Raw genomic sequence first — 19,423 nt, 5'->3', positions numbered from 1 at the left:
CGAAAATCCGCTAACCCGCCTCCAGCATCCCAAAACTCACAATCCGCGCGCGGCCCAGCTCTTTTGCCCGGTATAGCGCCACATCCGCAGCGCGCAGCAGGTTGTCGGTCTGGGCATGTTGCGGATAGCTGGCAATGCCAATCGACACGTCCACCGGCCCAATCTCGGTCAGCCCGTAGCGAAGCGACAGCTCATGCACGCCGGTGTAAATCTTCTGCGCGCAGGCGTACGCTTCTGCTTCATCGGCACCGGAAAGCAGCACCAGAAACTCCTCGCCCCCGTAGCGGAATGCCAGTCCGTTGTCATGTGCGGCCCGCTGAACAATTGACGCCACGCTTTTGATCACCAGATCGCCCGCTTCATGGCCGAAACGGTCATTAATGCTCTTGAAGTGGTCGATATCAATCATCATGCAACTTAACGGCACGCCAGTGCGTATCGCCTGTGCCGTTTGGGTTTGCAGGGTATCTTCCAGATGATGACGGTTACGCAGGCCGGTGAGCGGGTCAAACAACGCTTTTTCCAGCAGCGCGTCGCGCAGTCGCTGGTTGGCCAGCGCCAGCCCGAGCGCCTCGGCCATCAGCTCCAGGTACGCGCGGGAAGGGGCATTATCCGCCGTGATGTTCTGGAAGGAGAGCAGGCCAATGGCCTCTCCCTGGGCGATAAGCGGCACGCAAAGCGCGCTTTCCGCCTGTGAGGCCGGAAGGTGGTAGCAGGCAATATCCGGCTCGCCGTTTACCGGCGGGTGGCTCTGCCCGCGACGCACGGCCCAGCACTCGTCCGGGTGGAACGTCGTCTCTTCACCAATCGGCGAAAGCCACTGCGCGACGCAGCGCATCTGCCACGGTTCGCGGTCAAGGACGTAGAGCCGGCCCGCGATCCCCGGCGCGATATTGGGGGCAAATAGTTCTGCCACATTAATCACATCGTTAAAGTTCTCACACCCCTGCAGCCGCTGGGTCATGCGAGCCAGCAGCTCGCGGATGGCCCAGTCGGCATCGCGCTCTTTTTCCAGACGCTGTCGCGCCAGGCCGTTTTCACGAAAGATGCTGATGGCCTGAGCCATATCGCCTATCTCATCAATCTGGTTGAAGTTGGGCGTTTCAACCGCGTAATCCTGGGATGCCAGGCGGTGTACCACGTCGCTCAGGCGCACCACGGGGCGCAGCACCCGGCGTTTCAATATAAAGCCAAGCACAAACAGGAACAGCAGGGCGGTCAGGCCGACCGTCAGCTCAGAGGCGGTACGCAGCGCTTTCGATTTTTTAGTCGCCTCCTGAACGGCGGCGATGACGCGCTTGTCGAGTATCTGGCGAAAGTGATCGATCTGATTCTGCGCGCGATCCAGCTCCTGCTCATAGGGCTGACCATAGAGCAAGGCAACGGCCTGGGCGTCTTCACCGCGTTCCAGGCTGGCGAGGGCGGTTTGCTGCTCGTCCTGCAGCTCATCGATGATTTTTATGCCTTCGCGCAGCAGGGAGAGTTCATCATCTGATGCGCCGTTGTCCCGCAGTTTTTCCAGCCGTATCTCAATGTTCTTAAGGTTATTCTCTGACTGATTGTATTCCTTTAACGTCTGCGGATCTTTTTTGATGACATAGAGGCGTGCTAAATCGGACTGTGCCCAGGCGTCTGTCTCAACATCCTCTGTGAGCTGATCAAATCGCTGTCGCTGTTCAACGGCTTGACGCTCTGCCGTGTCAGCATTGGATGCCAACAGCATGATAATGCCGGAGGCGATGGTCAGGCAGACCGTGGCACCATAGGCCCAGTTTGTTATCGTCGCGATTCGCACCAGATGATCCTTTTACGACATGAGTAGGATGGCGTTCTTCAAATTATAGAAAACGTTTAATTTAAGGCGTAAAAAAAAGGCGGCACAGTGCCGCCTGGTGTGGTCTTTATCGTCACGTCCTTACAAATCTGGAGGATTTTTTCCTTCTTCGATGAAATCCGCGTCCAGCTCTTCGGCGTTGCCTTCGTGATCGCGCCCTGAAAAGAGGTTCCAGCAGGCGATAAACAGCGCGGCGATGAGCGGCCCGATCACAAAGCCGTTAATGCCGTACAGCTCCATGCCGCCGAGAGTGGAGATCAGAATCAGGTAGTCCGGCATTTTGGTGTCTTTCCCCACCAGCAGCGGGCGCAGAATATTGTCCACCAGCCCGACGACGATCACGAAGAAGCCGACAATAAACAGCCCCTGCCAGATCTGGTGCGTGGCGAACAGGAAGATGGCAGCGGGCACCCAGACAATCGCCGAGCCGATGGCGGGCACCAGAGAGAGGAACGCCATCAGCGCACCCCAGAGCACGCTGCCGTCAATACCCGCAATTGCAAACGCAATCCCGCCTAGTATGCCCTGAACCACGGCCACTGCCGCCGTCCCTTTTACCGTGGCGCGCGACACGCCGACGAATTTGGCGAACAGATGCTGCTTGGCGAAATCAGACAGCGGCAGGGAGTCGAGGATCTGGCGTACCAGATACGGGCCGTCTTTCAGCAGGAAGAACAGCAGATACAGCATGATGCCGAAGCTAATCGCAAAGCCAAACGTCCCCTTGCCGATCAGAAACGCGCTGCCGGCGAGATACTGTCCGCCCTGCAGGGCGACATCGGAGAGTTTTTTCTGGATCTGCGCCGCGTTGGTCAGGTTGTGATCCGCCAGGAAGCCGCTGGCCCAGTCAGGCAGGTGGTTGAAGATGCTCGCCACCACTTCCGGGAACTGGGTGTTGTTCTCCTGTAGTTTGGTGTAAACCACGTTCAGCTCAATGGCGAGCGAGGAGAGGATCACCATCAGCGGGATAAAGACGATCAGGCAGATAATACCGATGGTCAACAGCGAGGCCAGCCCGTTGCGATCCCCCAGCGCGGCGCGGAGCCTGTTTTTTACCGGGTTGAAGATGACGGTCAGAATGGCGGCCCATAGTATCGCGGAGAAGTAGGGCGACAGCACGTCGAAGAAGGCCCAGGTCACAAGGGCGAGAATGAAAATAAAGAAACCTTTAGTCAGTCCGTTAAAGCGCATCAGTCAGTCCTGGTTACTAATAAACTGTGTCGACTATAGAACCGATTTAAGGATTTACCAACCTTGCGCCAGTTGGCGGCGCGCGTTACCCGGCCTGTGGGGCAATGTCGCGGTATGATTCAGCTCTTCACGGATACCACTTTCGACTGACCGAAGATCGCCATTTCCCGCACCATGCTGTAAGTATCTGCTTGCGGAGGTGCTTATGGCCTGGCGTCCGATTCTCTATGTGATCCTCACGACCCACCCCAGACTCAGCGCGCGGCGCGCCCGTTTGCGTCTGGTCATCTAGCTTTTTATTAACAATCGCGGTATAACACACCTTCTTTGGATGTTTAGATGTCCATACGTATAGAAGGTAATATGCAAACACAACAAGAAAATGGGCAGCTTAAGCGCACCATGAAAACACGCCACCTGATAATGCTCTCGCTGGGTGGCGTGATTGGTACAGGGTTATTCTTCAATACCGGATACATTATTTCAACGACCGGGGCGGCGGGCACGCTGCTGGCGTACCTGATAGGCGCGCTGGTGGTCTGGCTGGTGATGCAGTGTCTGGGCGAGCTCTCCGTGGCGATGCCGGAAACCGGCGCGTTCCACGTCTATGCCGCCCGCTATCTTGGCCCGGCGACGGGCTACACCGTTGCGTGGCTCTACTGGCTCACCTGGACGGTGGCGCTCGGGTCGAGCTTTACCGCCGCCGGGTTCTGCATGCAGTACTGGTTCCCGCAGGTGCCGGTCTGGGCGTGGTGCGTGGTCTTCTGCGTGGTGATTTTTGGCCTGAACGTCATCTCAACGCGCTTCTTTGCGGAAGGCGAGTTCTGGTTCTCCCTGGTGAAAGTCATCACCATCATCGCCTTTATTATCCTTGGCGGGGCGGCGGTCTTTGGCTTTATCCCGATGCAGGACGGTTCCCCCGCGCCGGGCTTAAGCAACATCACCGCCGAGGGCTGGTTCCCGCACGGCGGCCTGCCGATCCTGATGACCATGGTGGCGGTGAACTTTGCCTTCTCCGGTACCGAGCTCATCGGTATCGCGGCGGGAGAAACGGAAAATCCGCACAAGGTGATTCCGGTCGCTATCCGCACCACCATCGCGCGCCTGATTATCTTCTTTATCGGCACCGTGTTTGTGCTGGCGGCGCTGATCCCGATGCAGCAGGCAGGAGTGGAAAAGAGCCCGTTCGTGCTGGTGTTTGAAAAGGTCGGTATTCCTTACGCGGCGGATATCTTTAACTTTGTGATTTTGACGGCGATCCTCTCGGCTGCGAACTCGGGTCTGTACGCCTCCGGGCGCATGCTGTGGTCGCTCTCTAATGAGAAAACGCTCCCGCGCTGTTTTGCCCGCGTGAACAAAAACGGCGTGCCGCTGACGGCGCTCTCGGTCTCTATGCTCGGCGGCGTGCTGGCGCTGTTCTCAAGCGTCGTGGCGCCTGACACGGTGTTTGTCGCACTCTCGGCGATTTCTGGCTTTGCGGTGGTGGCCGTCTGGATCAGCATCTGCGCGTCGCACTTCTTTTTCCGTCGTCGCCATCTGCAGTCCGGCCAGCCGCTCTCTGCGCTGCAGTACCGCGCGCCGTGGTATCCGCTGGTGCCGGTGCTCGGTTTTATCCTCTGCGTGGTGGCCTGCGTCGGCCTGTGGTTTGACCCAAGCCAGCGCATTGCCCTTTATTGCGGGATCCCGTTTGTCGCCCTGTGTTATGGTGCCTACTACCTGACCCGAAATATGACATCGCAGGAGCCCGAACATGTCGCAGAATAATCCGCTTACCGCCCTCCTTGAAAAACAGCCGTTTGTGGTGCTGGATGGCGCGATGGCGACGGAGCTGGAAGCGCGCGGCTGCAACCTGGCGGACAGCCTCTGGTCTGCCAAAGTGCTGATGGAAAACCCGGAGCTTATCCGCGAAGTGCATCTTGATTATTACCGCGCAGGCGCGCAGGTGGCGATCACCGCCAGCTATCAGGCCACGCCTGCGGGCTTTGCGGCGCGCGGCCTGGACGAGGCGCAGTCCCGGGCGCTGATTGGCAGAAGCGTAGAGCTGGCGCGTAAGGCGCGTGAAGCGTATCTGGCGGAAAATCCGCATGCGGGCACGCTGCTGGTGGCGGGATCCGTTGGACCGTATGGCGCCTATCTGGCGGATGGCTCAGAGTATCGCGGCGACTACGTGCGCAGTGACGAGGAGTTTACCGCCTTCCACCGCCCGCGCGTGGAAGCGCTGCTGGATGCAGGCGCTGACCTGCTGGCCTGCGAAACGCTGCCGTCTTTTGCCGAGATTAAGGCGCTGGCGGCGTTGCTGTCTGAATATCCCCGCGCCCGGGCGTGGTTCTCGTTTACCCTAAGCGATAGCGAGCACCTGAGCGACGGTACGCCGCTGCGTGAGGTGGTCAGCGCGCTGGCAAACTCTCCGCAGATTGTCGCGCTGGGCATTAACTGCATCGCGCTGGAAAACACCACGGCAGCGCTGAAGCATTTGCAAAGCCTGACGCCGCTGCCGCTGGTGGTCTACCCGAACTCGGGCGAGCATTATGACGCGGTGACTAAAACCTGGCACCACCACGGCGAAGCGTGCGAGACGCTGGCGGGGTATCTGCCCCAGTGGCTGGACGCCGGAGCGAAGCTGATTGGCGGCTGCTGTCGCACCACGCCGAAGGATATTGCTGAGCTTAACGCGAAGCGCTGAGTTTTTTGCCGGGTGGCGGCTGCGCCTTACCTGGCCTACCTCTGAGATTTCGTGCGGCCTGATGCCCTCACCCTGACCTTCTCCCACGGGGAGAGGGAAAAAATGAATCGCACAAAACCAACTATCCTTTCCCGCTTTTTATCTAAAAACGAATCGTTATGAGCGATTCATTTTTATTCCTTTATCAAAATTCCCGCGTTGGAAATACTGCCCTCATAACAACAAGGGGAGCAGGCACTATGGCAATTTCATCGCGAATCACACTACTCGGCGCACTGGCGCTGTGGGCATTTCAGGCGCAGGCGGTGGACGTCACCGTCGCGTATCAAACTTCTGCGGAACCGGCGAAAGTCGCGCAGGCGGATAACACTTTTGCGAAAGAGAGCGGCGCGAAAGTTGACTGGCGCAAGTTCGACAGCGGCGCGTCCGTGGTGCGTGCGTTAGCCTCCGGCGACGTGCAGATCGGCAATATCGGATCCAGCCCGCTGGCGGTTGCGGCCAGCCAGCAGGTGCCGATTGAGGTGTTCCTGCTCGCCTCGCAGCTCGGTAACTCTGAAGCGCTGGTGGTGAAGAAAAACATCACCAAACCGGAAGACCTGATCGGCAAACGCATCGCCGTGCCGTTTATCTCCACTACCCACTACAGCCTGCTGGCGGCGCTCAAACACTGGGGCATCAAGCCGGGGCAGGTACAAATTATTAACCTCCAGCCGCCGGCGATTATTGCGGCCTGGCAGCGCGGTGACATTGACGGGGCCTATGTATGGGCGCCTGCCGTGAACGAGCTGGAAAAAGACGGTACCGTGCTGACCGACTCCGAAAAAGTGGGCCAGTGGGGCGCGCCAACGCTCGACGTGTGGGTTGTACGTAAAGACTTCGCCGAGAAACATCCTGAGGTGGTGAAAGCCTTCGCGAAAAGCGCGATTGACGCCCAGCAGCCGTACATCAGTAACCCGGATGAATGGCTGAAGCAGCCCGCCAACCTGGAAAAACTCTCCCGCCTGAGCGGCGTGCCGGAAGCGGACGTGCCGGGGCTGGTGAAGGGCAATACCTATCTGACCCCCGCGCAGCAGGTGCAGCAGCTGACCGGGCCGGTAAACAAAGCGATTGTTGATACCGCCACCTTCCTGAAAGAGCAGGGCAAAGTGCCCGCGGTAGCGACGGATTACAGCCAGTATGTGACCGATCGTTTTGTGAAATAAGGAGTCCGCCATGCTGAATATTACAAATCTGTCTGCTGATTACGGTGGCAAACCCGCGCTGGAGGAGATCAACCTGACGCTGGACAGCGGTGAACTGCTGGTGGTGCTGGGTCCGTCCGGGTGCGGAAAAACCACGCTGCTGAATCTGATCGCCGGGTTTGTCCCTTATCAGCATGGCACCATTCAGCTGGAAGGCAAAAAGGTGGAAGGCCCCGGCGCCGAGCGCGGCGTGGTCTTTCAGAATGAAGGCCTGCTCCCGTGGCGCAACGTGCAGGAAAACGTGGCGTTTGGGCTACAGCTTGCGGGCATCAATCGTGAACAGCGGCTGGAAACAGCTCGGGCGATGCTGAAAAAAGTGGGGCTGGAAGGGGCGGAAAAACGCTATATCTGGCAGCTTTCCGGCGGCCAGCGACAGCGCGTAGGTATTGCCCGCGCGCTGGCAGCGAATCCGCAGCTGTTGCTGCTGGATGAGCCGTTCGGAGCGCTCGACGCCTTCACCCGCGAGCAGATGCAAACCCTGCTGCTGCGCCTGTGGCATGAGACGGGCAAGCAGGTGCTGTTAATTACCCACGATATCGAAGAGGCGGTGTTTATGGCGACGGAGCTGGTGCTGCTCTCGCCGGGGCCGGGCCGCGTGCTGGAGCGTTTGCCGCTGGATTTCGCCCGCCGCTACGTCGCGGGGGAACCCGTGCGCAGCATCAAATCCGATCCGCTGTTTATCGAACAGCGTGAATACGTCTTAAGCCGCGTGTTTGAACAGCGGGAGGCCTTCTCATGAGTATCGTCTTCAGTGAAAAAACGCGCCGTACGCGTCTGGCGCTGCGCTGGCCTTTCTCGCGTCAAATTACGTTGAGCGTCGGTACGCTGCTGGTGCTGCTGGCGGTGTGGTGGGCGGTTGCTGCCCAGCAGTGGGTCAGCCCGCTGTTTCTGCCGCCGCCGGGACAGGTGCTGGCCAAACTCATTACCATCGCCGGGCCGCAGGGCTTTATGGATGCCACGCTTTGGCAGCATCTTGGGGCAAGTCTGACGCGCATTCTGGTGGCGCTGCTGGCTGCGGTGGTTATTGGTATTCCTGTCGGCATCGCGATGGGGCTGAGCCCGACGGTGCGCGGCATTCTCGACCCGCTGATTGAGCTTTACCGCCCGGTTCCGCCGCTGGCCTATCTGCCGCTGATGGTGATCTGGTTTGGCATCGGTGAAACGTCAAAAATCCTGCTGATCTATCTGGCGATTTTCGCTCCGGTCGCCATGTCGGCGCTGGCGGGGGTGAAGAGCGCCCAGCAGGTGCGGATCCGCGCGGCGCAGTCGCTGGGAGCCAGCCGCACGCAGGTGCTGTTGTTCGTGATTTTACCCGGCGCACTGCCGGAGATTTTAACCGGGCTGCGCATCGGGCTTGGCGTGGGCTGGTCCACGCTGGTGGCGGCAGAGCTTATTGCGGCCACGCGCGGCCTTGGGTTTATGGTGCAGTCGGCGGGAGAGTTCCTGGCGACTGACGTGGTGCTGGCAGGGATCGCGGTGATCGCCGCGATCGCCTTCGGATTAGAACTGGGGCTGCGCGCGTTACAGCGCCGCCTGACGCCCTGGCATGGAGAAATACAATGAGTGAACGTCTGACCATTACCCCGCTGGGGCCGTACATTGGCGCACAGGTATCGGGCCTGGATGTGACCCGTCCGCTGAGCGATAACCAGTTTGAGCAACTATACCACGCGGTGCTGCGCCATCAGGTGGTGTTCCTGCGCGAGCAGGCGATCACCCCGCAGCAGCAGCGCGCGCTGGCCCTGCGCTTTGGCGATCTGCATATCCACCCGGTCTATCCGCATGCGGAAGGGGTGGAGGAGATTATCGTCCTCGACACCCACAACGATAACCCGCCGGATAACGATAACTGGCATACCGATGTGACCTTTATCGAGACGCCGCCTGCGGGGGCGATTCTGGCGGCGAAACGGCTGCCGGAGACGGGGGGCGACACGCTGTGGGCCAGCGGGATTGCGGCGTATGAGGCGCTCTCCGCGCCGCTTCGAACGCTGCTGAGCGGGCTGCGGGCGGAGCATGATTTCAAGAAATCGTTCCCGGAGTACAAGTACCGTAAAACGCAAGAGGAACATCAGCGCTGGCAGGAGGCGGTCGCGAAGCACCCTCCGCTGCTGCACCCGGTGGTGCGGACCCATCCGGTGACGGGCAAGCAGGCGCTTTTTGTGAACGAAGGGTTCACCACGCGCATCGTGGACGTGACGGAAAAAGAGAGTGACGCGCTGTTAGGTTTCCTGTTTGCGCATATCACCAAACCGGAGTTCCAGGTGCGCTGGCGCTGGCAGGAGAACGATCTGGCGATCTGGGATAACCGCGTAACGCAGCATTATGCCAATGCGGACTATCTGCCGCAGCGCCGGATCATGCAGCGGGCGACGATTTTAGGCGATAAGCCGTTTTACCGTCCTTAACTCCGTCGCACCCGGCGAAAACGGTGCACAATTGCCGGGTGGCGGCTACGCCTAACCCGGCTTACAAATACCCGGCTAATTAAAGGTGCGCCTCAATATACCGCTGGTAGCGGTTCGCCTTCAGGTAACACAAATCCACCAGCACCAGTCCGTCGACGCAGTTGTTGAACGCCGGGTCGCTGCCAAAATCAATAAACTGCACGCCGCCGGGCTCGCACAGCTCGGAATACTGCTTGTAGAGCGGCGGAATGCCGCAGCCCAGATTGCCGAGCAGGGATTTCAGCTTCGTCAGATCGTCCACGTAATCCACGCCGCCAAACTGCGCCAGCACGTCCGGCAGGGAGGCGGGATACGGCTGGCGCGAGGCGGCGAGCGGATGCGTCGCCGGGAACCACAGGCGGTAAAAGGCGACCAGCAGATCCCGCGCGGCAGGCGGTAAGCCACCGGAAATGGAGACCGGGCCAAACAGGTAGCGGTAGTGCGGATAACGCGCCAGATACGCCCCAATGCCGGACCATAAGTAGTCCAGGCCGCGGCGCCCCCAGTAGCGCGGCTGAATAAAGCTGCGCCCCAGCTCAATGCCGTGCTCCAGCACGTCTCGCATTTTGTCGTCGTAGTGAAACAGGCTATAGCTGTACAACCCCTCAACGCCGCGCTTTTCGACCTGCATGGCCGTCGGCATAAAGCGATACGCGCCGACGATCTCCAGATCCTCATCATCCCACAGGATCAGGTGCAGATAATCATCGTCGTAGCTGTCGGTGTCCCGGCGCTTTCCGCTCCCTTCCTCCACCGCGCGAAAGGCAATCTCGCGCAGGCGGCCCAGCTCGCGCAGCAGCGGGGCGTCTTCCAGACCGTTGCGCTGCCAAAGGTAGATGGTTTTGCCGTCGCTGGTTTTGCCCAGACATTCGGCCTGCGCCAGCGCGCGTTTCAGGGTGGCCCGATCTTCCGGACGGGCAATCGCGCACTGGGTTTTAAAGACGCCGGGCACTCCCTTGCCAAGACGCATCACGTGCTGACGGCACTGCTCGGCCATCTCACGCGACGAAAGGGTGGCGCTGTGCCAGTGATGCCACGCAATCTGCTGGCCGATTTTGATCGGCAGCTGGCTATGGCGGCGGCGGAACATTTGCTGCATCAAAAGCAGCATTGACAGCGTCGGGGAGACCATCGTGCTGGCATAGAAGAGCAGGCTGTTATGCGCCTGAATATGCACCGGCAGCAGCGGGGCGCGCAGCTTGCTGGCGAGTTTGATAAAGCCAGAGTGCCACTTTTTGTCGCGAATGCCTTTGCGCGTGGGGCGCGAAACTTCTCCGGCCGGGAAGAAGATGAGCACGCCTGCGTTTTGCAGATGCTGTTCCATCTGCACCAGGATGTTTTCGCCGTCCTGCCGCCCATATTGTCCACCGGAATAAACAGCGAGCTGAGGGGCTCAAGGTGGGTCAGCATCCGGTTGGTCACGACTTTAACATCCCGCCGCACGCGGGAGACGGCGTACAGCAGCGCCAGTCCGTCCAGCGTGCCCGTCGGGTGGTTGGCAATAATGACCAGCGGGCCATGTTCGGGGATTTGTTCGAGATCGCGGGCGGAAACGGTGCAGAGAATATCCAGGTGTTCCAGAACTTGCTCCACCATATCCAGGCCTTTCAGGTGGCGGTGTGCTGCGGCAAATTGCTGAAACTCGTCTTCGTAGAACAGTCTTTTTAACAGACTTTTTTGCCAGGGTGCGGGCCTCGCCTGAGGCCAAAGATCGTCGAGAACGCTATCGAGGCTAAACATGGTCACTCCTCCTGCCGTCTTGCGAAGACAGTAGAAGGAGCAGATGTCGGTTGTATTGCAGTTTGGTGAAGATTAGAGCAGAGAGCAGGCCGGGTAAGGCGAAGGCGTCACCCGGCGCTAAAGCGGATTAACGCAGAATTTTCTTCTCGGCCAGATCCAGCGCGAAGTAGCTGAAGATCAGATCCGCGCCCGCGCGTTTGATCGCCCCCAGGCTTTCCAGGATCACTTTCTCTTCATCAATGGCACCCGCCAGGGCGGCGAATTTGATCATCGCGTACTCACCGCTCACCTGATAAGCGCCCAGCGGCAGCTCGGTGCGCTCGCGGATGTCGCGCAGGATATCAAGGTACGCGCCAGCCGGTTTTACCATCAGGCAGTCAGCGCCCTGGGCTTCATCAAGAAGGGATTCACGAATCGCTTCGCGGCGGTTCAGCGGGTTCATCTGATAGGTTTTACGATCGCCTTTCAGCGCCGTACCGGCTGCTTCACGGAACGGGCCGTAGAAGGAGGAGGCAAATTTAGTGGAGTAGGACATGATGGCGGTGTCGGTGAAACCGGCCGCGTCCAGGGCCTGACGAATCGCCTGAACCTGTCCGTCCATCGCCGCAGATGGTGCGATGAAATCTGCGCCTGCCGCAGCCGCGACCACAGCCTGCTTGCCGAGGTTAAGCAGGGTGGCATCGTTATCCACGCCGTGATCGCACAGTACGCCGCAGTGGCCGTGCGAGGTGTATTCACAGAAGCAGGTGTCGGACATCACCACCATTTCCGGCACGGTTTCTTTGCAGATGCGGGACATGCGGGCGACGAGGCCATCTTCTTTCCACGCGTCGCTGCCGGTCGCGTCAGTATGGTGGGAGATGCCGAAGGTCATCACCGAGCGGATCCCCGCGTTGGCGATGCGTTCAATCTCACGCGCCAGATATTTCTCCGGAATGCGCATTACGCCCGGCATGGCTTCGATGGCTTTGTAGTCATCGATCTCTTCTTCGACAAAAATCGGCAACACCAGATCGTTTAAGCTCAGGGTTGTCTCTTCAAACATAGCGCGCAGTGCAGGTGACTTGCGCAGGCGGCGTGGGCGTGCAATTAAATCGGTCATGGTATGCCTGATGTTTGTGGAACAAAGAGGGCTAGTGTACATCAAAGTGAAGACGGGTGTTTTACTAAAGTGGGCATTTTGCTTTTGTGAAATGCGGCAGGTGAGTTAGCCTGTCATCAATAATATATAATGCAGGGCAGTATAACGTTGAGAAGAGAATGAGGTATTCGTGTTATTTCTATATGGAAATGAAAATATATTTAAAAGTGATTTGTTATTTTCTGGCGTATTTTTCCTGTTGGTTTAGCTATGTATTAACATTCTGTTTTTATAATATTTATTATATGACGCCTTATGCTTTTTAGTCTGGATGTGTTTTTTGTCTGAATACGGACTTAATGGAATCATTCATTGAACCTTTTCGAAATGAAAATGCATAATTCCCTCCGCAATTAAATGTTGCAAAATCATTGATGGACAAACTTGCTTACGTCCCTGAGGAGGGATGACCCAATGCAAACATGGAAAAAGAAACTCGTTGTATCTCAACTTGCATTAGCCTGCACTCTGGCTATCGCTTCTCAGGCCAATGCGAAGGATATTTCTGGTACGACATATAATACATTTGGATATGATAATACCGCTTCCTCTCCCTGGTATTATGGCTATGCCGACTGGGATTACTCAGATGCGACCCACGACGGTGATATTTATCCGGTGATTAATAAAAGCATCGTGAATGGTGTTATTTCAACATACTATCTTGATGATGGTATCAATGGTCGGGCGAATGCGTTGAGCATTTCCAATAGCACCATTAATGGCATGATTACCTCTGAGTGTATGACCACCACGTGTGCTGATGGTATAGATACCGATGGCACAACCCATTCTCAGTACGATCGTTTTAGCCTGACCGTAGATAATTCCACCATTAACGATACCTATGAGCATTATGCGTATGATGTCGTGAATGGGGAAAATACGGAAAGACACTATCTGGACACGTATAATCTGGGTAATGCGATTACCCTGGATGTGGAATCGGATATTGTTATCCAGAATAATTCTCACATCGCGGGGATTACCCTGACGCAGGGTTATCAGGAGCTGGATAACACTCCTTACGACGGTGTTGAGGGCGTAGCCAACAGCAGCAAAGTATTTACCGACACGCTGGTGGTGAAAGACTCCGTTCTGACCTCCGGCGCATACAGCGATCTGGGGACCAGCGGGTTCTACGGTCAAACCGCGAAACCGAGCGACTATGGCGAAACGAATGCCACGGCAGCGGATGATGCGGCGCTGATCGTTGCTGCTGGCGCGTCTGATAACGCGATGCAGACCACCGCCACGTTCGATCACTCCACCGTTACTGGCGATATTCTGTTCTCCAGCACCTTCGACAACAACTTCTATCCGAACGGCGACCCGGCAACCGATACCACCGCCGATGGCATCTATAACCCAACTACCAACGGCTGGGATGGCACCGATAAGCTGGATGTTACTCTCACCAACGGCAGCAAATGGGTCGGCGCAGCGCAGTCCAGCGTCGAGGCTATCGGCACTGCGCAGATGTATGGCCAGGGCTACAGCAACGTAGACTGGAGCACTCTGTCCCCTAACAGCATTTGGCCGGACTCCACCTATGACAGCAACGGACATGTCGCGGGCGAAGCGGTGTATCAGAGCGGTCTGTTTAACATCGCGCTGGACAACGGCTCTGAGTGGGATACCCGCAAGTTTTCAAACATCGACACGTTGACGGTAAATAACCAGTCTCAGGTTAACGTTGAAGACTCTGGTCTGCTGGCGGACTCCATCACCCTGACCAATGCTTCATCAATGAATATTGGGGACAGCGGTGGCGTGGCGACCGACCATCTGTATCTGGACAGCTATAGCCGTGCGGCACTGACGGAAGAAACGGCCGAACTGTATGCCAACACCATCACCGTGGATAACGGTGCTGAGCTCGCGCTGGGGCTGGGTCAGGTTGATACGCACAATATGGAACTGACCGATGGCGGGGTGCTGAACGTTGCCAGCCGTGATTACGTCCTGAACAGCGATCTGAACAACGCACGCTATATCACTAACGATAAGTACAATGCCGATTACGACTACGGTGTTGTGGCGATCAACTCTGATGGCCATCTGTCAGTGAACGGTGACGTTGCAGGTAACTACCAGGTGCGCATCGATGATGCGACCGGGGCCGGTTCCGTTGCTGATTACAAAAACAAAGAGATTATTCGCGTCTATGACAATAATGCGGATACCACCGCCAGCTTTACTGCCGCAAACAAAGCCGATTTAGGTGCGTACACCTATCAGGCGCAGCAGCAGGGTGACGCGGTTGTCCTTCAGCAGAAAGAGCTGACCGACTCTGCCAATATGGCGCTGAGCATCCCATCAGCCAATACCAATATCTGGAATCTGCAGCAGGATACCGTCGGCACGCGCCTGACCAACAGCCGTCACGGCCTGGCGGATAACGGCGGGGCGTGGGTGAGCTACTTCGGTGGCAACTTCGACGGTGACAATGGCGTTATCAGCTACGATCAGGACGTAAGCGGCATTATGGTAGGTCTGGATACTCAGATTGACGGTAATAACGCGAAATGGATCGTCGGTGGTGCGGCAGGTTTCGCGAAGGGTGATATCAGCGATCGTACCGGTCAGGTCGATCAGGACAGCCAGACGGCGATGATCTACGCGTCGGCGAAGTTCATGAACGATCTGTTCCTCGATAGCTCCCTGAGCTATACCCGCTTCAACAGCGATCTTTCCGCTAACATGAGCAACGGTAAGTATGTTGACGGCAATACCACCAGTGACGCCGTTGGTTTTGGGCTGAAGCTGGGCTATGACTGGAAACCAAACCTCTCTGGCTACGTTACTCCATACGCAGCCGTATCGGGTCTGTTCCAGTCTGGTGATGACTATCGTCTGAGCAATGACATGCGCGTTGATGGACAATCTTACGACAGCCTGCGTTATGAACTTGGTGTTGATACGGGTTATACCTTCAACTACGGCGGCGAACAGGCTCTGACGCCTTACTTCAAACTGGCCTACGTCTATGACGACGCCGATAACAATGCCGATATTAACGGTGACAGCATTGATAATGGCGTGAAAGGGTCAGCTGTTCGTGTTGGGCTGGGCACTCAGTTCAGCTTCACGAAGAACTTCAGCGCTTACACAGATGCCACTTATCTGGGCGGCGCAGACGTTGACCAGAATTGGGGCGCAAACCTGGGCGTGAAATATACCTGGTAATGAATAAAAGCGGGGGAGAGTTATCTTCCCCGCTTTTTACAGAAGCAATAAAAATAATATTGAACCGACAAATACGGATGCCTTGAGGTCTGCATGAATGTTAATGCGAAACCACTTTCTGAATTACGCCGGCTCGAACAGGGGTTAATAGCAGCCAGTACCCCTTTTACATGTGCTCCCCAACAATCCATTACGTCAGGCGAATCAAATGAGCCTCGAACGATCGTATTACAAACCGGCGTTATTGAGGTATATCGCCCTTCCGATGAGCTGCTGGTGGGGATCGCGACGGCACCTTTTATTTTCGGTCTGTCTACGGTGGTCATTAATCACTCTCAGGAATACAGAGTGATGGCTAAAACGGCCTGTACCGGTTTTTATTTGCCCACGGAAACCACCCGTCAACTCATCCAGCAGTATTCACTCTGGAGAGAGGCCTTCTGCTGGTTATCCTGGATAAACTACATTCTCGGGAAACGCGATATGCAGCTGGTGGGCAATAACTCCTATCACCAGATCCGCGCGATGCTGTTAAATATGGCTGAATGGGATGAAACGCTGCGTTCAAAAATCGGTGTGATGAATCATATTCAGCAAAGCACACGCATTTCACGTTCTGTTGTTGCCGAAATTCTGGCCGCCCTGCGACAGGGAAACTATATCAACATGAGCCGGGGCAAGCTGGTCAGCATCAACCGCTTGCCCACGGAATATTAATATCAGTTGGACGCGGTAAGCACCTGGGCTTTATTGGCGCTCAGTTCTGCCACCAGGTTATTAATACCATCACTCATATTGACGAAACGCGTATGCGGGGAGCGGGTGACCACCACAAACGCGCCCACGTTTGACTGCGGGATCATTGCCATATAGGTAATGAACCCGCCGCCGCCGCCAGTTTTCTGAATAATACCCGGACGGCCATTTTTCGGCGCCATATAGACCCAGCCCATTCCGAGCGCATCGGCTTTACCCGGCACGTCCATCCCGATAACGCGGTGCAGCTGAGTACGCTGATAAATCAGGGTCTGCATACGATCGGCCTGGCTGCTGCGAGCGTAGAAATCCGATGAGAGGAACTGCTGCATCCAGCGCATCATGTCGCCAGGGGTGGAATACACTCCGCCACTGCCCACGGCAGCCAGCGTGTTATTACAGGGGCTTGCGCCTTTCTCCGCCACCATCAGGCGACGGCACTGATCCGGGGACGGGGTAAAGGTGGTGTCTTTCATGCCCAGCGGACGGGTTATTTGCTCTTCAAACAGCTGCGTGTAGGGTTTACCCGCTGCCGTCGAGAGGGCATCCGCCAGCAGGTCAAACGCCAGGTTTGAATAAGAGGCCTGCGAACCCGGGGCCGCCTTCAGCGTGGCGGTACTCAGGTAGCTCCAGCGCTGGTCGCGCGTTGGCCAGACAAATACGTCACGATGCGCAGCCCCGCCAGGCTGTTCACGCGGCAGAGCGCTGGTGTGGGTGGCAAGGTTCACAAGCCGGATCGGCGTCCCCTGATACGTGGGTACCCGGGCACCTGGCGGCGCGTATTTGCTGAGCGGGTCGTCGAGTTTCACCACGCCCTGGTCGAGCAGTTTTACCAGCATTTCGCTGGTCATCAGCTTGGTTAAGGACGCGATGCGGATAACGGAATCCAGCTGCGGGTGAACGTTATTTCCTGGGCGCGTTTCGCCAAAGCTGCGGAACACGCGCTGGTTGCCGTCGATGACAACCATCGCCATCCCGGTCGCGCCGCTGCCGTAATAGATAAGGTTCGCGTAGCGATCGGCAATGTCTGAAGCTAAAACGGGCGCCGTCAGCGGTTGGGCTGCCTGGGCGGTAGAAAAGCTCACCGCACACAGCGCGGCAAAAGAGAGCAGACAACGTTTCAACGAAAAGCATCCATGAAGTGAATGAGGAAAGTAATGGGTATTTATACTACTAATCGGTACCGTGCAATGCCCGGAATTGCATAACGATAGCGAGAAAAACGTAACCATGGGTAAATATGAACAATTTACTTGCGAGCCATCTCCCATTTTGTGACATCGGGCTTATGATAGGCACCAGTGTCACTCAATCTTACGGAGAACGGTATGTCTGAAAAGCGTGTGGTTATGGTTGTCGATATGCAGAACGGGGTATTTGAAACCCCGCGTCATCAGCGCGAAAAGTGCGTCTCTCTGATCAACCAGCTTACGCAGGCAGCCGACAAGGTGATTTTTATTCAGCATACCGAGACCGGGGGGCTGGAAGAGGGAAGTGAAGGGTTTGCGCTACTGCCTGAACTCAATCAGCCGGCTGGCGCACTTTACGTGACCAAAACCGCCTGTGATGCCTTCTATAACACCTCGCTTGAAGCGCTGCTGCGCGAGCAGGGCATTTGCGAGTTTGTCATCTGCGGCTGCGCCACCGATTACTGCGTCGACGCGACCATTAAAAACGGCGTCAGTCGCGGCTACCACATCATCGTGGCGGAAGATGCCCATACCACCGCCAATCGCCCGGCGGCTGATGCTCAGGTTCTGATTAACCACTACAACGACGTCTGGCGCGACTTCATCGCACCCGCGAATCCTCTCGCGGTGAAACGCACCGAAACAATTCTCGAAAACTGGAAAGCGAACTAATAATCAACCCTCGGGTCTGACCTTTTTGCCTGCGTCGGGTGGCTGACTCAGGCAGATTTTCGTGTGGTGATGTGTTGTGCACAGCAACAGCCATAACAACAAGAAGGAAGCATTATGTTTAAGTCTTTTTTCCCAAAGCCGGGGCCTTTTTTCCTGTCGGCATTTATTTGGGCACTGATCGCTGTCATTTTCTGGCAGGCGGGCGGCGGCGCATGGCTGACGCGCATCACGGGGGCGACAGGCGAGGTGCCGATTAGCGCGGCGCGCTTCTGGTCGCTCAGCTACCTGCTGTTTTATGCCTACTACACGGTGTGCGTAGGGCTGTTTGCCCTGTTCTGGTTTATGTATTCTCCGCACCGCTGGCAGTACTGGTCGATCCTTGGCACATCGCTGATTATCTTTGTGACCTGGTTCCTCGTAGAAGTGGGCGTGGCGGTTAACGCCTGGTATGCGCCGTTCTACGATCTGATCCAGACCGCGCTGAGCTCGCCGCATAAGGTGACCATCAACCAGTTCTACCATGAAGTTGGCGTCTTCCTCGGCATCGCCCTGATTGCGGTTATCATCGGCGTGATGAACAACTTCTTCGTCAGCCACTACGTTTTCCGCTGGCGTACCGCGATGAACGAACATTATATGGCGCACTGGCAGCACCTGCGGCATATCGAAGGTGCCGCGCAGCGCGTGCAGGAAGACACCATGCGTTTTGCCTCCACGCTTGAAGACATGGGCGTCAGCTTTATCAACGCCATCATGACGCTGATTGCCTTCCTGCCGGTGCTGGTGACGCTCTCTGCGCACGTGCCGGATCTGCCTATTGTCGGTCATATTCCGTATGGTCTGGTGATTGCCGCGATCGTCTGGTCGCTGATGGGGACGGGCCTGCTGGCGGTGGTGGGGATCAAGCTGCCGGGTCTTGAGTTTAAAAATCAACGCGTGGAAGCCGCTTACCGTAAAGAACTGGTTTACGGTGAAGACGATGCCAATCGCGCTTCGCCGCCGACCATCCGCGAGCTGTTTGGCGCCGTGCGTCGTAACTACTTCCGACTCTACTTCCACTACATGTATTTTAACATTGCGCGTATTTTGTATCTGCAGGTGGATAACGTTTTCGGTTTGTTCCTGCTGTTTCCGTCCATTGTTGCAGGTACGATTACGCTCGGCCTGATGACGCAGATCACCAACGTTTTCGGTCAGGTTCGTGGATCTTTCCAGTACCTGATCAGCTCCTGGACCACGCTGGTGGAACTGATGTCCATCTACAAACGTCTGCGCAGCTTTGAACGCGAGCTGGACGATCGTGACCTGCAGGAAGTCACCAACACATTTAGCTAATACA

At 56.8% G+C, this 19,423-nt stretch carries 14 protein-coding genes and 1 pseudogene; 10 read left to right on the top strand and 5 right to left on the bottom strand.

Translation table 11 applies throughout. The features are described from left to right. Positions 1 to 10: 10 nt before the first annotated feature. Both RVY89_RS14575 and RVY89_RS14570 read right to left on the bottom strand, forming a co-directional pair. Positions 11 to 1,795 carry a GGDEF domain-containing protein gene (locus RVY89_RS14575; protein WP_484825713.1) on the bottom strand — a complete coding sequence of 595 codons (1,785 nt, stop codon included), beginning with the start codon at positions 1,793 to 1,795 and terminating at the stop codon, positions 11 to 13. Between the two features lie 120 nt (positions 1,796 to 1,915). Continuing rightward, positions 1,916 to 3,025, bottom strand: a complete 1,110-nt coding sequence (locus tag RVY89_RS14570) for an AI-2E family transporter (protein ID WP_484825712.1) — start codon at positions 3,023 to 3,025, stop codon at positions 1,916 to 1,918. A 363-nt stretch (positions 3,026 to 3,388) separates the two neighbouring features. Here RVY89_RS14570 and mmuP point away from each other — a divergent pair, with 363 nt between their 5' ends. From mmuP to tauD, 6 genes are all read left to right on the top strand, one after another. After that, positions 3,389 to 4,789: an S-methylmethionine permease gene (mmuP, locus tag RVY89_RS14565; protein ID WP_484825711.1), complete on the top strand. Its 1,401-nt coding sequence runs from the start codon at positions 3,389 to 3,391 to the stop codon at positions 4,787 to 4,789. After that, entirely contained in the window at positions 4,776 to 5,708 is a 933-nt protein-coding gene (gene mmuM, locus RVY89_RS14560) for a homocysteine S-methyltransferase (RefSeq protein WP_484825710.1), read from the top strand. Before mmuP ends, mmuM begins: the two co-directional genes overlap by 14 nt. Before the next feature lie 239 nt (positions 5,709 to 5,947). Further along, complete coding sequence (tauA, locus tag RVY89_RS14555; protein ID WP_001018397.1) at positions 5,948 to 6,910, top strand: taurine ABC transporter substrate-binding protein; 963 nt, start codon at positions 5,948 to 5,950, stop codon at positions 6,908 to 6,910. A gap of 10 nt (positions 6,911 to 6,920) precedes the next feature. Further along, complete coding sequence (tauB, locus tag RVY89_RS14550; protein WP_024906770.1) at positions 6,921 to 7,688, top strand: taurine ABC transporter ATP-binding subunit; 768 nt, start codon at positions 6,921 to 6,923, stop codon at positions 7,686 to 7,688. After that, a complete protein-coding gene (tauC, locus tag RVY89_RS14545; protein WP_484825709.1) occupies positions 7,685 to 8,512 on the top strand; it encodes a taurine ABC transporter permease TauC in 828 nt (275 codons plus the stop codon). Before tauB ends, tauC begins: the two co-directional genes overlap by 4 nt. Further along, entirely contained in the window at positions 8,509 to 9,357 is an 849-nt protein-coding gene (tauD, locus tag RVY89_RS14540) for a taurine dioxygenase (protein ID WP_484825708.1), read from the top strand. Before tauC ends, tauD begins: the two co-directional genes overlap by 4 nt. A gap of 79 nt (positions 9,358 to 9,436) precedes the next feature. Here the strand turns inward: tauD and olsF are convergent. Both olsF and hemB read right to left on the bottom strand, forming a co-directional pair. After that, positions 9,437 to 11,136, bottom strand: a pseudogene (gene olsF, locus RVY89_RS14535) (bifunctional ornithine lipid synthase OlsF). Between the two features lie 127 nt (positions 11,137 to 11,263). Further along, positions 11,264 to 12,238, bottom strand: coding sequence for a porphobilinogen synthase (hemB, locus tag RVY89_RS14530; RefSeq protein WP_045909816.1), 975 nt, complete (start codon positions 12,236 to 12,238; stop codon positions 11,264 to 11,266). A 453-nt stretch (positions 12,239 to 12,691) separates the two neighbouring features. Here hemB and RVY89_RS14525 point away from each other — a divergent pair, with 453 nt between their 5' ends. Both RVY89_RS14525 and RVY89_RS14520 read left to right on the top strand, forming a co-directional pair. Beyond that, positions 12,692 to 15,466, top strand: coding sequence for an autotransporter outer membrane beta-barrel domain-containing protein (locus tag RVY89_RS14525; protein ID WP_484825707.1), 2,775 nt, complete (start codon positions 12,692 to 12,694; stop codon positions 15,464 to 15,466). 93 nt (positions 15,467 to 15,559) lie between these two features. Then, positions 15,560 to 16,183 (top strand): helix-turn-helix domain-containing protein, encoded by a 624-nt coding sequence (locus RVY89_RS14520; RefSeq protein WP_484825706.1) that lies wholly within the window; start codon positions 15,560 to 15,562, stop codon positions 16,181 to 16,183. 2 nt (positions 16,184 to 16,185) lie between these two features. On the opposite strand, the gene ampH is transcribed toward RVY89_RS14520, so the two are convergent. Then, positions 16,186 to 17,346: a D-alanyl-D-alanine-carboxypeptidase/endopeptidase AmpH gene (gene ampH, locus RVY89_RS14515; RefSeq protein WP_029739742.1), complete on the bottom strand. Its 1,161-nt coding sequence runs from the start codon at positions 17,344 to 17,346 to the stop codon at positions 16,186 to 16,188. 204 nt (positions 17,347 to 17,550) lie between these two features. Between ampH and RVY89_RS14510 the strand changes: the two genes are divergently transcribed. Together RVY89_RS14510 and sbmA are read left to right on the top strand one after the other, a co-directional pair. Then, the gene (locus RVY89_RS14510; protein ID WP_429053745.1) at positions 17,551 to 18,084 is read left to right on the top strand and encodes an isochorismatase family protein; all 534 of its coding nucleotides are present in this window, start codon (positions 17,551 to 17,553) and stop codon (positions 18,082 to 18,084) included. Positions 18,085 to 18,198: 114 nt separating this feature from the next. Next, positions 18,199 to 19,419, top strand: coding sequence for a peptide antibiotic transporter SbmA (gene sbmA, locus RVY89_RS14505; RefSeq protein ID WP_484825705.1), 1,221 nt, complete (start codon positions 18,199 to 18,201; stop codon positions 19,417 to 19,419). Positions 19,420 to 19,423: the final 4 nt, after the last annotated feature.

It is taken from the genome of Enterobacter sp. 3U4, from assembly GCF_057224565.1.
The sequence above is the reverse complement of the archived record's forward strand: the minus strand, read 5'-3'. Positions and strand labels throughout refer to the sequence as shown.

Bases quoted from the DNA above. Each gene is read 5' to 3' on its own strand.
- RVY89_RS14570 (WP_484825712.1), bottom strand. From the start codon at position 3,025: ATGCGCTTTAACGGACTGACTAAAGGTTTCTTTATTTTCATTCTCGCC.
- mmuP (WP_484825711.1), top strand. From the start codon at position 3,389: ATGCAAACACAACAAGAAAATGGGCAGCTTAAGCGCACCATGAAAACA.
- mmuM (WP_484825710.1), top strand. From the start codon at position 4,776: ATGTCGCAGAATAATCCGCTTACCGCCCTCCTTGAAAAACAGCCGTTT.
- tauA (WP_001018397.1), top strand. From the start codon at position 5,948: ATGGCAATTTCATCGCGAATCACACTACTCGGCGCACTGGCGCTGTGG.
- tauB (WP_024906770.1), top strand. From the start codon at position 6,921: ATGCTGAATATTACAAATCTGTCTGCTGATTACGGTGGCAAACCCGCG.
- tauC (WP_484825709.1), top strand. From the start codon at position 7,685: ATGAGTATCGTCTTCAGTGAAAAAACGCGCCGTACGCGTCTGGCGCTG.
- tauD (WP_484825708.1), top strand. From the start codon at position 8,509: ATGAGTGAACGTCTGACCATTACCCCGCTGGGGCCGTACATTGGCGCA.
- hemB (WP_045909816.1), bottom strand. From the start codon at position 12,238: ATGACCGATTTAATTGCACGCCCACGCCGCCTGCGCAAGTCACCTGCA.
- RVY89_RS14525 (WP_484825707.1), top strand. From the start codon at position 12,692: ATGCAAACATGGAAAAAGAAACTCGTTGTATCTCAACTTGCATTAGCC.
- RVY89_RS14520 (WP_484825706.1), top strand. From the start codon at position 15,560: ATGAATGTTAATGCGAAACCACTTTCTGAATTACGCCGGCTCGAACAG.
- RVY89_RS14510 (WP_429053745.1), top strand. From the start codon at position 17,551: ATGTCTGAAAAGCGTGTGGTTATGGTTGTCGATATGCAGAACGGGGTA.
- sbmA (WP_484825705.1), top strand. From the start codon at position 18,199: ATGTTTAAGTCTTTTTTCCCAAAGCCGGGGCCTTTTTTCCTGTCGGCA.